Raw genomic sequence first — 14,383 nt, 5'->3', positions numbered from 1 at the left:
ACAAATGCTGCGAGCACTCATCGCGTTCTGTGTCCGAAGCCGCCTGCCCGTCCTGCTGCTGACGCTGGGCATCGGCCTCTTCGGTGTGAAGGCCTATCTCGAAACGCCCGTGGAGGCGTTTCCGGATGTCACCAACCTCCAAGTGAATGTCATCGCGCAGATGCCCGGGCTGGCGCCCGAGGAAATCGAGCGGCAGGTGACGGTGCCCCTGGAGCGTGTGCTCAACGGCACGCCGGGCATGGTGCAGATGCGCAGCGAGAGCCTCTTCGGGCTGTCGCTCATCTTCCTCACCTTCGATGACGGCGTGGACCCGTTCAAGGCGCGCACCATCGTCGGGGAGCGCATGTCCAACGCGGACACACCGGACGGCGCGGACGTGCGGCTGGCGCCCGAGGCCACGCCGCTGGGCAAAATCTACCAGTTCCGCGTGCTGAGCGACCGGCACACCCTCACCGAGACGCGCTCGGAGATGGAGTGGAACATCGCGCGGCACCTGCGCCAGGTGCCCGGCGTGGCGGACGTGCTCAGCCTGGGCGGCTTCCTCAAGGAGTTCCACGTCCAGGTGGACCCGTCGCGGCTGCTCGCGCACGAGCTGACGCTGGCGGACGTCACCGAGGCGCTGGAGCGCTCCAACCGCAACGTGGGCGGCGGCTTCCTGCGCCAGGGCGACCAGGAGTTGCTCATCCGCGGTGTGGGCTACCTGCGCGGCGCGCAGGACGTGCAGGGCATCGTCCTCAAGAGCGAGGACGGCACGCCGGTGACGGTGGGCGACGTGGCGCGGGTGGTGGCGTCGCACACGCCGCGTCGCGGCTCGGTGAGCCACAACCTGGACATGGACGTCACCGAAGGTGTCGTCCTGCTGCGCCGGGGAGAGAACCCCAGCACGGTGCTGGAGGGCGTGCACGCCAAGGTGGAGGAGCTGAACTCGCGGGTGCTGCCCAAGGGCATGCGCATCGAGGCCTTCTATGACCGGAACGACCTGGTGGGGCACACGCTGTCCACGGTCCACCACAACCTGCTGCACGGCGCACTGCTGGTGGTGGCGGTGGCGTGGCTGTTCCTGCGCAGCCTGCGCTGCTCGCTCATCGTCGCGTCCGTCATCCCCCTGGCGCTGCTGACGGCCTTCATCGGCCTGAAGATGGTGGGCCTGCCCGCGAACCTCATCTCCATGGGCGCCATCGACTTCGGCATCCTGGTGGATGGCGCGGTGGTGCTGGTGGAGAACGTGCTGCACGAGGCAGGGGTGCAGCGGCCCCGGCGGCGCAAGGAGATGCTGGGGCTCATCCTGCGCTCGGCGCTGGACGTGGCGCGGCCGACCTTCTTCGCCATGGCCATCATCATCGCCGCGCTCATCCCCGTCTTCACCCTGGAGCGCGTGGAGGGCCGCATCTTCCGGCCGCTGTCGCTGACGTACAGCTTCGCGCTGGTGGGCGCGCTCGTCTTCGCGCTGACGGTGGTGCCCGCGCTGTGCGCGCTGCTGCTTCGGCCGAAGGACGCGGAGGTGAAGGAGCCGAAGCTGCTCACCACCCTGCGGGAAGGCTACGGCCGCGCGGTGACGTGGCTGATGCCGCGCAGGCCGCTGGTGTTCGCGAGCATGGCGGCGCTGGTGCTCTTCACCGGCGTGGTGGGCTCGCGGGTGGGCAGTGAGTTCCTTCCGGAGCTGGACGAGGGCGACATCAACATCTTCGTGGAGATGCCGGCCAGCATCTCCCTGGGCAAGGGCGCGGACCTCCTCCTGGAGGTGCGGCGCAGGCTGCTGGACTTCCCGGAGGTGAAGGAGGTGCTCGTCGAGCAGGGGCGCCCGGAGGACGGCACGGACAACGAGGCCGTCAACATGGGCAAGACGTTCGTCCGCTTCAACGCCGAGGAGACGTGGCGCAAGGGCTGGGACAAGGAGCGGCTGGTGCGGGAGATGCGCGCCTCGCTGCTGGAGATTCCGGGCGTCAGCTTCAACTTCTCGCAGCCCATCAAGGACAGCGTGGAGGAGGCCATCAGCGGCGTGCGCGGCAAGGTGGTGCTGAAGATTTTCGGCACGGACCTGGCGGCCATGCGCGGCACGCTGGAGCAGGCCGTCACGTCGCTGCAGAACGTGGAGGGCGTGGTGGACCTGGGGCTCTATCGAGACTCCAGCGTGCCGCAGCTCCAGGTGGTGCTGGACCGTCCCGCGCTGGCGCGTGCCGGCATCGACGTGTCCACCGCGCAGGACCTGGTGGAGACGGCCTTGGGTGGCCGGGTGGTGACGGAACTGTGGGAGCAGGAGCGGCCCGTCCCGGTGCGTGTCATCCTGCCGGGCACGGAGCGTGACGACGAGGCGCGCATCGGCGGCATCCTGGTGCCCACGGCCAGCGGTGGCCATGTCCCGCTGCGCGAGGTGGCGCGGCTGGAGAAGGCGCTGGGCCGCGCGAGCATCAACCGCGAGGCGAACAGCCGCACCCTGGCGCTGAAGTTCAACGTGGAGGGGCGCGACATGGGCTCCACCATCCAGGAGGCCATGGCCACCGTGGAGCGCGAGGTGGCGGTGCCGGAGGGCACGTTCCTCAAGTGGGGCGGCGAGTTCGAGAACCAGGAGCGCGCGCTGGGCCGGCTGGCGGTCATCGTGCCCATCTCCTTCCTGGTGGTGTTCGCGTTGCTCTACGCGGCGCTGGGCTCCATGCGGAGCGCGAGCGCGGTGCTGGCGGGGGCGCCCTTCGCCATGTGCGGCGGCGTGCTGGCGCTGGCCGTCACGGGCATCCCGTTGTCGGTGAGCGCGGCGGTGGGCTTCATCACGCTGCTGGGTCAGGTGTGTCTGGCATCGCTGCTGGTCGTGAGCGCGGTGGATGACCGGCGGAAGGCGGGTGAGTCCCTGGAGGCCGCGCTGCCGGCGGGCGCGTCCAGTCGCTTCCGCGCGGTGTTGATGACGGCGCTGCTGGCGATGCTGGGGTTGATGCCGGCGGCGCTCTCCAGCGGAGCGGGCAGCGAGACGCAGCGGCCCTTCGCGGTGGTCATCATCGGCGGACTGGTGACGGCGGTGCTGGTGTCGCTGTTCGCGCTGCCGGCCTTCTACTCCGTCATCGTGGGGAAGCATGCCGCCTCCACGGGCTCGCGGGACGACGAGGACGAGGACCTGGACTCCGGCGTGGAGCACATCGGTTCCAAGGGGCACGGCGCGGAGCAGGGCACCGCGGGGGTGGCGGCGTGAGGCGCTTCAACGGGACGGGCGCTCAGCGGGCGTCAGTGGTGGGGCCGCCAGGCGGGAGTGGTGGTGAGGCGCGGCTCGGAGGGCTCGCCGGTGGTCACTGGCGTCAGGATGAGGTGGCGGCATGAGGCGCTTCATTGGGGCGAGAGTCCGGAGGTCTCCTGGTGGTGCACGGCGAGGCATGGCGGGCCGAAAGGCCCGGCACCGCTGGAGCATCGATGCTCTTCGGCGCGACGCCGTCTTCGGACCCGTTCTGCGAAGCGGTGTGCGTTCAGCGAACGGTGGCCTGAAGCGCTTCATGCCGGTGCGTGCCCACTGGGCGGTGCCGGAGACGGAGCCATGCGGTACCAAGCGAGGTTTCAGCACAGAGGACGTTCCATGGCTGTCGTTGGTGTCGGAAGGCGATCAGGGCGAGGCGGAGGTGACGGAATGAGGTACTTCACCGCATGGGGTGTGCTGTGTCTGTTGATGGCCGGGCCTGCCCGGGCGGAGCAGGCCGATACTCCGTCGCCGGCGCGACTCACGCAGGAGCAGCGGCGGTCCGAGGCGACATCGCCGGACCGGCTTACTCAGGAGCAGCGGCGGTCCGAGGCGACATCGCCGGACCGACTCCTGCTCGCGCAGACGCGGTCCGATACTCCTCGGGACTCACTCACGCAGGAGCAGAAGCGGACCGAGGTGGCGCCTCCGGAGCACATCACGCTGGAGCAGGCGCTGTCGTTGCTGGACGAGCGCAGCCCGTGGGCCGTGGCGGAGCGCTCGCGCATTGACGTAGCGGCGGCGGACCGCATCGAGGCGAGCATCCTGCCCAATCCCTCGTTCAGCTACGGAACGCAGCTCCTGGCCGCGGGTGTGAACACCGGTTCGTCGGTGGTGCACGAGCTGTCGCTGGAACAGCCCCTGATGATTTTCGGGCAGCGCGGCGTGCGCCGCGAGCAGGCGGAGCGCAACGTGTCCGCCGAGCAGGCGCGCGTGAACGCCTCACTGGCGGAGCGCGCGCTGGCCGTGCGCGAGGCCTTCGCGGCGCTGCTGACGAACCAGGAGGAACTGCGCGTGCTGGAGGAGACGGCGGTGGACCTGGGGCGCGTGGAGAAGGTCGTGAAGGGCCGGGCGGCGGCGGGTGACTCCAGCCGTTATGACGTGGAGCGCATCGAGGTGGAGAGCCGCGCGCTGGAGGTGGAGGTGCTGAACGCGCGCGTCAACGTGGCCGACGCCTCCGGACGGCTGGCCGCGTTGCTCGGCATGGAAGGGTGGCACCCGAAGGCGCAGGGCTCGTTGCGGACCACCGAATCCCTGCCGGACCTGCCGCTCCTGTGGGAGTCCGCCCAGCAGCGCCGGCCGTCGCTGGTGGCGGCGCGCGCGCGGCAGGCTGTGGCACGAGGTGGTCTGGACGTGGCCCGCAGGAGCGGCTGCCGGTGCCATCCGTGGCGGCGGGGGTCATGTTCACCCGGAACGAGCAGAGCACCATCGCCCTGGTGGGCGTGGGACTGCCGTTGCCGCTCTTCGACCGGAACCAGGGCGCCGTGGCCCGCGCGTCCGCGGAGATGCAGGCCGAGGCCCGCGCACTGGAAGCGGAGCTGGCCGAGGCCCGCGCGGAGCTGGCCCGGGCTCACGCCGTCCTGGAGGGTCGCAAGGGCGCGTTGGCGCGGCTGGAGCATGACGTGGTGGAGCGGCTGCCCACGGTGCGCCGGATGGCGGAGGACGCCTACCGCGAGGGGCGCGGAGGCATCCTGGAGTTGCTGGACGCGTTCCGCTCGCTCAAGGACATGCGAGTGCTTCACCTGAAGCAGCAGGAGACGGTGAAGCTCGCTGAGGCCTCGGTGCTCTTCGCGGCGGGGTTGGACACGGCGCCCTGACGGGAGCTTGCGCTCGCGCCTGGCGGAAGTGCCCCGGCATGGCGGGGCATCACGCCAGGCGCGGGCGCGGGGCTCAGGGCAGGGTGGGCACGCGGTCGAAGTCCATGGTGCTCACGGGCGCGAAGGCCTCGAAGCGTTCCTCGCGGTGGTCTCAGTAGGTCGCCAGAAGTTCCGAGACCAATCCCGGTCGCATGCACAACTTCTGGGAGATGCGACCTGCAAGGAGCCCTGCCGAACTGGGGCTGACAGCAGATGACAGGCGGGAGCTGGAGTAGCCGCTGCGGCAGGCACGCGACGCTCGCCACTTCCGTCGCCTTCTGGCCATCAAGCGCATCGCAGAGGGCAAGGGCCCTGGCGAAGCTGCGCACCTGGCGACCGCTGGACCTCTTGCCCCAGGAAGCCCTCCTCAAGGCAGGCTGCCTCGTCGAGGGCTTCTGGCTGCGCGATGGGTTAGAGAATTTCTGGAGACCTCCTTAGTACTACCCGGTCACATGCGTGACGGCCCCCGAGGAGGTGCACGGGCGTTGATGTGACGCAGGCACAGAGGGCAGTGGCCGATGCGGCGCAGCAGCAGGTGCTGAAGGCGGCGGCGCACCTCGGGCAGTGTCCAGCGTGTTCTCCTCCGGGGGGGAAAGCGCCCGGCGGAGCGCGAGGAATCCGTGGGCTACCATGCAGAGGGTGGCATGGTGGTGGAAGCCTCGCCACCCTCGCCCCTCGAAGTGGTCAAGCCCCACCTCGCCTTTGAGTTCCTGGTAGTCGCGCTCCACTCTCCAGCGCAGCTTGGACAAGCGCACCAACTCCGTAAGCGACGTGTTCGCGGGCAGCGAGCAGAGCGAGTACTTCGTTGGAGCCTTCTCCTCCTGGGGCCACTCGATGAGCAGCCATACCTCTTCACTCGGCGCAGCTCGCTGGACGTGCCGCTCCGCCGTCCGCACGCGCACTGCGGCGAACCGGGAGGACTGCTCGCCCCGACTGCCCTCGCGCCAAGAGACTGTCTGGAATTCCTCCTTCGGAAGCTGAAGCGCCAACTCCTCGATGGCCCAGGGCTGCACGCCCTCGGCCACGTAGCGCGTGCGCGGGCGCCCGTTCTGCCCCGGCTCCCTCTCGGGCTTGCGCGGCTTGGCGCCGGGCGGCCACACCTTGCGCGTGCCCTGCACGCCCATGAGGTAGTGCAGGCCGCGCTCTCGCACGCCGTCGCGGAACTCCCGTGCATCGCCATACCCGGCATCGGCCAGCACGAGGTGTCGGCGTACGCCCCACGCCAAGGCGTCATCCAATTGGCGCAGCGCTATCTGCCACTTCTTCTGAAACTTCACTCCAGCCGGGACGCCCGCGGCCTTGCAGCGCTTCCTGCTGCGCGTCCACTCCTCAGGCAGGTACAACTGCATGGCGATGCAGCCGCTGCCCTTCTCTCCAGCAACATGCAGGCTGACGGCCACCTGGCAGTTCTCCGTCCGCCCCAGGGTGCCCGAGTACTGGCGCGCCACACCCACCGAATGCACGCCCTTCTTCGGCAAGCCCGTGTCGTCAATGACGAGGGCCTCCAAGCCCGGTAGCTCGCGCTCAAGCTTCCGCGCCAGACGTCGTCGCATTTCGGAGTCCTCCCAAGCCGCGCCGGACACGCACTGCTGAAGCCGCTGGCGCATGGCTTCTGTCTGCTCGGGGGCTGCGACGAGCCGGGCCGCCATGGGCTCGATGCTCTTGCGTTCTCCGTCGAGCAGCAGTCCCGTGAGGTAGCCGCCGAGGGCGCGACGTCTCTCGGTCCGGCCCATTCCCTCCGTCATCGAGTCCAGGAACTCGCTCAGCTCCCGGTCAAGCTTGTGTAACTGGGTGGGCATCATGCTCCGTCAACACGGGGCGTCCGCACCCGATTCATCTGACCGGGTAGTGTTAGGTCAGCTCGCGCAAGAACGGCACGACCACGCCGCCCAGTCGCTCGGGTTGGTCAAACGGAAGACCATGGGCGGCGTTCTGTACCTGTTCGATTCGCACACGTGGGTTGAGGCTCCGCAGTTCCATTGCCATCTCGAGCGTGACGACGGGGCTGCGGTCTCCAATGACGAGGAGGGTCGGGACGTCAATCGCGCTCACCACGTCGCGATACTCGGGGTTGGGCGGCGTGAGAACGTCGAAGGCGCCCAGGCGGGTGTTCAGTCTTGCCTCGGCAAGAAGGTCGATGATTTCGGGCGAGCGATGCGGGTTGCGGGCACGTGCCTGTGCAACGAGGTCAGACTTGTGCAAGCCGAGGGCCCGGCGGTGTTGGTCGGCGACGTCGCTGTCGCGCACCTCGCGTTGGCGCTCGGGACTCAAGAACGTCGGGTCGACGAGGATGAGGCCGCGGAGGCCCCCCATCCCTCGACTCGCCACCACCGCGGCGGTCATTCCGCCCATCGAGTGGCCAAGCAGCACCGGACGAGAGAGCTCCAGGCCGCGGATGAGGCCCACGACGTCGTTCGCGTGGTCGTCGTACCGGTAGCCGTGGTGCGGCGTGCTCGAACCGCCGTGCCCCCTGGCGTCGGGCATGACGACGTCGAATTCACCTTCGAGCACGCGCGCCAAAGGAGTCCAGCAGGCGCCGTTCCCCATCAGTCCATGGAGCAGAACGACGGGAGGGTTGGCGCCTCCGGTCCGGAGGTAGTGAATGTTGATGCCGTTCGTTTCGCGGACTCCACTCACCCAGGTCGTCATGGAGCTGTTCCTACCTGATCTCAAGGCCAGCTTCCCGCGAGCCAGCGCCCTGGGTGCCCCACTGGCGAAGGCCTCGGTGCCCTGAGGAATGGGAGCCGCCCGCGCCTGGCGGAAGGACCGCACCAGGCGCGTGCGCGGGACTCAGGGGAGGGTGGGCACGCGGTCGAAGTCCATGGTGCTCACGGGCGCGAAGGCCTCGAAGCGGTCCTCGCGGTGGTCGAGGGCGCGGGCCTTCTGGATGAGGGCGCCCAGCTCCGCCACGTCCTCGCGGGCCTTCAGCGGTTCGCCAATCTCCTCCCAGAAGGAGAAGAGGGCGTCGTAGGTCAGCGGGCGCACCCAGTAGGAGCCACGCAGCTTCTCCGCGAAGGCGGCGGCCACATAGGACAGGCGCGTGGGCGGCGTGGCGCGGCCGTAGGTGGGACGGAGGACGCTCGACGGCAGGGGCTTCTCAATGAGCTTCGAGTCCCCGCCCTCCGGCGCCTTGTACCGGATGCGCAGCGTGCCGAAGGACGCGGAGGGCTCGGTCAGCTTCACCTCGTAGAGCGCGGTGACGGCGTGGCCCGCGCCGATTTCACCCGCGTCCACGCGGTCATCGGCGAACTGCTCCTTGGTGAGCATGCGGTTCTCGTAGCCGAGCAGCCGGTAGTGGGACACGGCCTGCGGGTTGAACTCCATCTGGAGCTTCACGTCCTTGGCCACCACCTGGAGCGTGCCGGTGAGGTCGCGCACGAAGATGCGGTGCGCCTCTTCAATCCGGTCCACGTAGGCGTAGTTGCCCTCGCCCACCTGGGACAGGCGCTCCATCAACACGTCGTTGTAGTTGCCCATGCCGAAGCCGACGGTGGACAGGGTGATGCCCTTCGCCGCGCGCGCACGGATGCGCTCCCAGATGCTGTTGGCGTCGGTGAGCCCGGTGTTGGCCACGCCGTCCGAGCAGAGGATGACGCGGTTGATGCCGCCCTCCACGAGGTGGGAGGCCGCGAGCGAATAGCCCATCTCCAGGCCCGCCTGGGCGTTGGTGGAACCCTCGGTGTGCAGGCTGTCGATGGCGGCGCGGATGATGTGTGCGTGCACGGCGCTGGTGGGCTCCAGCACCAGGCGCGCGGTGGAGCCGTACACGACGATGGAGACCTGGTCGCGCTCATCCAGTCCGTTCACGAGCAGGTGCAGTGCGCGCTTCACCAGGCCCAGCCGGTTCTCCAGGTTCATGGAGCCGGACACGTCGATGACGAAGACGAGGTGGCTTGGCTTGCGCTGCGGGCGGCTGACCTCCCGCGCCTTCACGCCGACGTGGACCACGTGGTAGCCCTTGCGCACGGGGGACGGAAACCCTTCCACCTGGACGCTGAAGGGCGCGCTGCCCTGGTGCGCGTAGCCGTAGTCGAAGGTGTTGACGAACTCCTCCACGCGGACGGCCTGTTCATTGGGCAGGCCGCCGCGCTCCAGGTAGGCCCGCGTCAGGGTGTACGACGCGGAATCCGTGTCGACGGAGAAGGTGGAGAAGCGCTCCTCCTCCGTGTTGACGGTGGGATTGACCCCGTACCCCTGGAAGTACATGTGGAAGGGGGAGATCGGCGTGGGCGCCACTGCGGGTGCAGGAGGCTCGACGTCCCTGCGGACGAACCGAGGCGCGCTCTGAGGCTTCGGGGGGCCCGGACGACCCAGCGGCTGCGCGGGCAGGGTGGACGCCGGTGGACCGTTGAGGGACACACCGTGGGGGCGACTCATCGCGTCGGGGGGCTCGTAGACGCGGGTCGCGCCAGTCCGGCCGCCCGGACGGGCGACAGCGACGCGCTTGAGGAACTCCTGGTCGACGTTCACGCCCATGGTCGTGGAGCCCACGTCGATGGTCGGTGGAGCGCCGACGATATGTACCGGCTCCTCCGATGCAGCAGCGAGGAGTTCCACGTCGACCCGGATGGTCCGGTTGAGGCGCAGTTGGATGGCCGAGCGTGTGTAGGGCTTGAACCCTTCCTTCTCGAACGTCAGCGTGTAGTCGCCTGGCGGGAGCTGCGGGATGCGGTAGCTCCCTTGGGCATCGGTCGAGACTCGCAATTCCCCCTGGAGGTTGGGGGAGCTCGCGGTCACGACAGCATTGGCGACGGGAACGCGCCGATATGCGTTACGCACCGTCCCGATGATGGTGCTGGTGTTCGGATGTCCGCCGGCATCGGGTTGGGCCAGGGAGGGAAGGGCGAACAACAGCAGGAAGACGCACAGCACACTGCGAGCGACGGAATGCATCGTGGGCCACCTCGGGGGAACAAGAGGTGGCCATCTTCCAGAGGGCGCTCGTGACGAACGTCATGGGCGCCTCGCCTCTTCATCACGGTTCCAGCATCAATCGCGCGCCAGGATGCCGGGGCTGGAACGGGTCTGGGTGGGCCGCCAAGGTCGTCCGCGATGACGTGCAGGACTTTTTCCGGTCCATCCGCTGCGTCCACCCACCAGATGAAGAGGCGGCCTTCCCGGTGGAGCCTACGTCATCCCTTGGTTCGCACGCCCATCCGCGTTGCCTCCTCCCAAGCCGCATCGGCTGCCCGCGCCGCGCCGTTCCTACACACGAAACTAAAGTCCAACTCGAGTCTCATGCAAGACAGCCTGCGCAACTGCGCCCGTCCTCCCATCGCTGACGTTGTGCGCGGCCTTGACGGTAGCTCCTGAGTACGACGGGGGAGCGGTGTCAGTCTCGCTCCCGTCGTCGTTACGGCTCGTCGTCGAGGTCTTCGAGCTGCCCGGCTGCAACGTCGCGGTAGAAGGGCACCACTTCTTCGGCGAGCACCTCCCGCATTTCTTGGCGGGCGCTGTCGAAGTCACCCGCGCGCTTGTGCTGGTACATGCGGTGAAGCGCACGCATCAGGCGCCAGGAGCCATCCTTGATTCGGCGCATGGCTTCTCGCAGAAGTTCTGTTGCGCCTGCCTCGGTCTGTAGCGCGGTGTCCGCGTCGCTGATGGCGACTTCTCGCGCGGTGCGCCGGAGCAAGCTCCGCACGTCATCCGTCAACTCCAGCGGGATGCCTTGATTCAACACGCCATGTGCGAGGGCGCGCACCGGGTCCCAATCGGGGCTGTCGTCCATTACTTCCTCCGCGTCTTACTGAGGGCAGGATGGAGGCCGGTGAGCCGTTGAGGGACCCACTGGGTTGGGGGCTGTCTGGACCGTTATGCTCGAAGGGGAGGGGCGCGCCAGTCCAGTCAACTGGACGGGCGACGGCGATGCGCTTGATGAACTCCTGGTCGAGTTTCACTCAGGTGGTCGCGGCGCCCACGTCGATGATTGGAGGGGGGCGATGACACGGACCGGCTCCTCGGGCGCAGCGGCGAGGAGTTCCACGCCGACGACGATGATCCGGTTGGGATGCAGTTGAATGGCCAAGCGTGTGTAGGCCTGGAACCCTTCTTTCTCGAACGTCAGTGTGTACTCACCCGGTGGGAGCTGCGGGATGCCGTATCTCCCCTGTGCATTGGTCGAAACCGACAATTCCCCCTGGAGGTTGGGGGAGCGCGCGGTCACGAAGACATCGGTCATGGGACGGCGTTCATGCGCGTTGCGCACCGTGCCGAGGATGATGCTGGGGTTTGGGTGTTCGCAGTCATCGGATTGAGCCAGGACGGGAAGGGCGAACAGCAGCAGGAAGACGCACAGCACACTGCGAGCGCTGGACGACATCGTGGGCCACCTCAGAGGAACAAGAGGTAGGCATCTTCCAGAGAGCGCTCCTGACGAACTTCATGCGCGCCTCGCCTCTTCATCATGGTTCCATCATCGGGCGATGTGTTCCGAGCCGTCGCTCTGGCCGCACTCGCACCTCAGGGCTGCACATTCCAGGTCCACCTTTCTGGAGCCCACGTGCCCGCCTGCGAGTCCACGAGCACCGGGCCGAGAAATGCCCGCACCGCCATGGTGAGCGCGTCCAACGTTGGCCAGGGAAGGGCGTCCTCACGTGCCATCTTCGCGTAGGGCTGCTGCCACTGCGCCGGGGGCTCGGGAACGAAGTACGGGAGCGGGTGCGTTCCGCGGAACGCAAACGTCTGCTCAAGGGCTGCTCGCAGGCGCGTCGAATCGATCTCCCGAGCCATGGCGAGCAGCGCAATGTCCGGAAGGTCCTTGATGCGCGTGTTGGGCCGGGCGCGCGGCAACGTATACGCGTGAAGCTTCTCCGCCAGATGCGTCTCGACGGGATAGAGCCGCAGCGTTGGCGGTGTGATGCCAGCGAAGCCCAACACGTCATCGGTCACGACGACATCTGGTTCTCCGGTGATGGGATCTCCAAACGCGACGTCGACGCCAAAGGGTGCGCCATAGATGCGGCCAGCGAGGTCACACTCCGCTCGAAAACGCAGCCCGTCATACTTCATCCCGTCGTTCTGGATTTCGGGGTGCGCTGAATCCGCGCGGACCTGGAAGCGCATGAAGTCCCCCAGGTCGAGCTGACTGGCGTGTTCGAGTCGCTGAAGCACGTCGAGAGGCGGCCCGACGAATCGGAGGTCCACGTCCCGTGTTGTCCGCGCCCGGTTCAGCCGGAATTCAAGAACCAGTCCTCCCTTCAAGGTGACGGAGTCCTCGAAGACGCGGACCACCCGTGCGAGGAACCGGTCGAAGACGAGGAGTTGTCGCCGTCGCGCGAAGGCCAACCCAGAGGGCGTCGCTGCGCGGAGGCGCTGTTCGAGCGCGTGCTTGAAGCCCGCGGCGTTCGTGTACCTGCGAGGGGGCATGCGGAGGCGTCCTAGGGACGTTGGGCCGCACTCTGAATACCCACCAGGTCTGACGTGAGAATGAGTCCGCGTGACAGGGCCTGCGCGATGGCCTGATTCAGCAGGTCGGGTGAGACCTGCGCCGCTGCGCAGTCCAGCAGCGTTCTGCGCGGCGAAGTCCCTGGGATGGGACCGAACCAGACGCGCTCCGTTTCGCCAACGTCGGCATGGTGGAGCACGGTGCCCGCGGGGGCGCGGAACCGGCGTTGTCTCCACGCGGCCGGCAGCGACAGGTGCACCCGTGAGGGCAGGACGTCCGACAGGCCATGAAGCGACAGCGCGGTCTGGTGGGAGAAGACACCTTGCTGCTCGGACCAGAGCCAGACGGCGACGAGGTCCTCGTGCTCACTGGCCGGAAAATGCACCAGCCGGTAGATGCCACGGCGCACACGGTGGAACCTCCCGGCCCCCACATGGTGGGCGAGCACCTGCGGCGAATACCCCGCCTCCAGTGCCTGCTGCGCCGTGAACAGGCCCGATTGCCCCGCGACGATGTCGAAGAGCCGGTCCCAATCTGGCTGGCCGCGTCGCGCCGTTCCCACGCACGAAACTAAAGTCCAATTTGAGTTTCGTGCAAGTCGCCACGCTCGACTGCACGAAACTCAAGTCCAATTTGAGTTTCGTGCACACCGCCCGCTACCGGTTCTCGCCCTCACGCGAGGTCCGCACCCACTCGCCGCGCTTCTCCGCGCCGGGGCCGCGCAGCATGAGCCACACCTTCCACACGACGTAGACAGGCGCCCAGGCCAGGTCCAGCAGGCCGCGAACGCCCACGCCAGACACCCACCAGCCGCGCAGGACATACGCCCCCAGGCTGGCCACGCTGAAGCCCGCCACGCCCAGCGCCCACGGCATCGGGTTGTGGGACCACCAGGCGAACGCCCCGGCCATCACCGCGCAACCCACCGCCGCCAGCACCAGCTGGCTCAGCGGCGGCACCAGCACGTCCATGGCGATGTCCAACAGCGTGCCGTCCCTCTTCCGGAGGCCATCCTTCAGCAGCGGCCATCCGTGCAGCTTGCGCATCTGCGCGCGGCCCCCCTCCCAGCGTTGACGCTGCGAGCGGCTCTGCTTCTCCGCGGACACCATCTCCCCCAGCACGTCCGCCTCCCAGACGTAGTGCACGCGGAAGCCGTTGCGGGCCAGGCGGATGCCGTACTCCAGGTCCTCCACCACGCTGAAGGCGTCATGCGGCACCTTGGCCAGCGCGTGGTGCGTGAAGCACATGCCGTTGCCGCGCAGGCCGCACGACACGCCCAGGGCCTCGCGGCCCTGTGAGCGCACCTTGTGGAACATGCCCAGGGCAATGGTCATCAGCCGCGTGCGCCAGGACGCCGTGGGGTTCATCACCCCGTAGTGCGCCTGCATGGCGTGCGCGGCTTCGAGCCCGCCCTTCACGCCATCGACCTCCTTGCCCTCGACACCCTCGATGCGCTTCGCGAAGGCGGTCAGCAGGTTGGGCGACACCACCGTGTCCGCGTCCACCACCACCACCGCCTCGGCGAAGCCGTCCTGCTGGCTGAACTCGAAGGCGTGGGCCAGCGCGTAGCCCTTGCCCCGCTTCGTCGTGTCCTGGCGCTCCAGGACGAAGGCGCCTGCCTCACGCGCCTTCTGCGCCGTCGCGTCGGAACAGTTGTCCGCCACCACGATGATGCGCCGAAGGTGCGCCGGGTAGTCCACCTCGGACAGGTTCTTCACCGTCCGGGCGATGCCCAGCTCCTCGTTGTGCGCGGGGATGATGATGTCGAACTTCCGCGGCCCGATGCGCGTCGTCGGCGGCTGGGGCCGATAGGAGCGCAGCGTCAGGGTCAGCAGATAGCCACACGCCACCGCCACGGGAAGCTGCGCCACGCACAGCGCCACGTCCAGCCACGTCCACGATGTCACGACATGCACCCCCGAGCGCGCT

General features: G+C 68.2%; 9 protein-coding genes and 2 pseudogenes. 3 read left to right on the top strand and 8 right to left on the bottom strand.

The annotated features are described in order from the left end of the window. Positions 1 to 4 precede the first annotated feature (4 nt). From QEG98_RS40945 to QEG98_RS40935, 3 genes and pseudogenes are all read left to right on the top strand, one after another. On the top strand, positions 5 to 3,178 hold the full coding sequence (locus QEG98_RS40945; RefSeq protein WP_316565217.1) for a CusA/CzcA family heavy metal efflux RND transporter: 3,174 nt from the start codon (positions 5 to 7) through the stop codon (positions 3,176 to 3,178). Positions 3,179 to 3,286: 108 nt separating this feature from the next. Further along, positions 3,287 to 4,357, top strand: a pseudogene (locus tag QEG98_RS40940) (TolC family protein); the annotation flags it as partial. Positions 4,358 to 4,614: 257 nt separating this feature from the next. Continuing rightward, positions 4,615 to 4,932, top strand: a pseudogene (locus QEG98_RS40935) (TolC family protein); the annotation flags it as partial. A gap of 578 nt (positions 4,933 to 5,510) precedes the next feature. On the opposite strand, the gene QEG98_RS40930 reads toward QEG98_RS40935, so the two are convergent. The 8 genes from QEG98_RS40930 to epsU form a co-directional block, all read right to left on the bottom strand. After that, positions 5,511 to 6,872 (bottom strand): IS701 family transposase, encoded by a 1,362-nt coding sequence (locus tag QEG98_RS40930; RefSeq protein ID WP_316563859.1) that lies wholly within the window; start codon positions 6,870 to 6,872, stop codon positions 5,511 to 5,513. A 49-nt stretch (positions 6,873 to 6,921) separates the two neighbouring features. Then, on the bottom strand, positions 6,922 to 7,719 hold the full coding sequence (locus QEG98_RS40925; RefSeq protein ID WP_316565216.1) for an alpha/beta hydrolase: 798 nt from the start codon (positions 7,717 to 7,719) through the stop codon (positions 6,922 to 6,924). Between the two features lie 141 nt (positions 7,720 to 7,860). Then, positions 7,861 to 9,963: a YfbK domain-containing protein gene (locus tag QEG98_RS40920; RefSeq protein ID WP_316565215.1), complete on the bottom strand. Its 2,103-nt coding sequence runs from the start codon at positions 9,961 to 9,963 to the stop codon at positions 7,861 to 7,863. A 460-nt stretch (positions 9,964 to 10,423) separates the two neighbouring features. After that, positions 10,424 to 10,798 carry a DUSAM domain-containing protein gene (locus QEG98_RS40915; RefSeq protein WP_090491203.1) on the bottom strand — a complete coding sequence of 125 codons (375 nt, stop codon included), beginning with the start codon at positions 10,796 to 10,798 and terminating at the stop codon, positions 10,424 to 10,426. A 165-nt stretch (positions 10,799 to 10,963) separates the two neighbouring features. Further along, positions 10,964 to 11,389: a carboxypeptidase-like regulatory domain-containing protein gene (locus QEG98_RS40910; protein WP_316565214.1), complete on the bottom strand. Its 426-nt coding sequence runs from the start codon at positions 11,387 to 11,389 to the stop codon at positions 10,964 to 10,966. A 140-nt stretch (positions 11,390 to 11,529) separates the two neighbouring features. Continuing rightward, entirely contained in the window at positions 11,530 to 12,435 is a 906-nt protein-coding gene (locus tag QEG98_RS40905; RefSeq protein ID WP_316565213.1) for a nucleotidyl transferase AbiEii/AbiGii toxin family protein, read from the bottom strand. 11 nt (positions 12,436 to 12,446) lie between these two features. Next, positions 12,447 to 13,016, bottom strand: a complete 570-nt coding sequence (locus tag QEG98_RS40900) for a type IV toxin-antitoxin system AbiEi family antitoxin domain-containing protein (RefSeq protein ID WP_316565212.1) — start codon at positions 13,014 to 13,016, stop codon at positions 12,447 to 12,449. A 94-nt stretch (positions 13,017 to 13,110) separates the two neighbouring features. After that, a complete protein-coding gene (epsU, locus tag QEG98_RS40895; protein WP_316565211.1) occupies positions 13,111 to 14,370 on the bottom strand; it encodes an exopolysaccharide biosynthesis GT2 family glycosyltransferase EpsU in 1,260 nt (419 codons plus the stop codon). Positions 14,371 to 14,383: the final 13 nt, after the last annotated feature.

Origin of the sequence: Myxococcus sp. MxC21-1 (genome assembly GCF_032612255.1) — a bacterium.
Classification (GTDB): domain Bacteria; phylum Myxococcota; class Myxococcia; order Myxococcales; family Myxococcaceae; genus Myxococcus; species Myxococcus virescens.
Note: the sequence above shows the minus strand (reverse complement) of the source record. Positions and strands in the feature narration are given on the sequence as shown.